This is a genomic window from Mycobacterium simiae, from assembly GCF_008370645.1.
In the GTDB taxonomy this organism is placed as follows: domain Bacteria; phylum Actinomycetota; class Actinomycetes; order Mycobacteriales; family Mycobacteriaceae; genus Mycobacterium; species Mycobacterium simiae_A.
Genome location: NZ_VTZN01000420.1, coordinates 1 through 973, shown reverse-complemented (window position 1 = coordinate 973; position 973 = coordinate 1). Strand labels below are relative to the sequence as shown.

Sequence of the window (973 nt, the reverse complement as noted above, 5' to 3'; positions counted from 1 at the left end):
TCGGTGGGTAGTTCGAGGCGTTCCGGCATGCCGGACAGGGTCTTTTCCCAGTACTGCAGTTGGGTGGTGATGCCGCTGTGCGGATCGGCCAGCTCGCCGAGGTTGCCGCGCTGCCATAGCGTGAAGTCGACGTACTGCACCGGCAGCGGGGTCCAGGTGGGGCGGCGGTTCGCGCACCTGCTGGCGTAGGCCGCGCTCAGGTCGGCGGCCAGCGGGGTCAGTGACCACCCGTCGGCGGCGATGTGGTGCACCGTCATCACCAGCACGTGCTCGTGCTTACCGATCGTGAAAAGCTGTGCCCGTAATGGGATTTCGGTTGCCAAGTCGAAGCTGTGGCGCACCGCGGCGTCGATGGCCTCAGCCAGCTGAGCCGCCGGCCATGCGGTGGCGTCGATAACATCCCAGCCGAGGTCGGCCCGTTCGGTGGCCAGAACTACTTGCTGCGGTATGCCCTCAACCGCGCAGAACACCGTGCGCAGGGGTTCGTGGCGGTCCACGACGTCGGCCAGAGCGCGGCCCAGCGCGTCAACATCAAGCACACCGCGCAGCCTCAGCGCCCACGCCATGTTGTAGACGGGCGAGGGTCCTTGCAGTTGGTCAAGGAACCACAATCGGTTCTGGGCAAACGACAACGGAACCACGCCGGGCCGCTCACGGGCCACCAACGGCGTCAGCTGTGTCGAACCAGCGGTAGTGCGCGCGGCTAGCTGGATGATGGTTGGTGCGTCGAACAGGGTCCGCACGCTGATATGGGTGTCTAGGGCGACATTGATGGCGGCGATGGCGCACATCGCCGACAGCGAGTCTCCGCCGAGGTCGAAGAAGGAGTCCTCGATCCCGACGCGGTCGAGTCCAAGTACCTGGGCGTAGATACCGGCCAGGATTTCTTCGACCGGGGTGGTAGGGGCCCGATACCGGTCGGTGTCGGCGTATTCGGGGGCGGGCAGCGCGCGAGTGTCAAGTTTGCCATTGA

1 protein-coding gene is annotated in these 973 nt (G+C 65.7%); it reads right to left on the bottom strand.

Annotated features, from left to right (window positions below):
- The coding region (locus tag F0Q45_RS26205) for a condensation domain-containing protein (RefSeq protein WP_262491198.1) at positions 1-973 on the bottom strand (973 nt) is incomplete at both ends.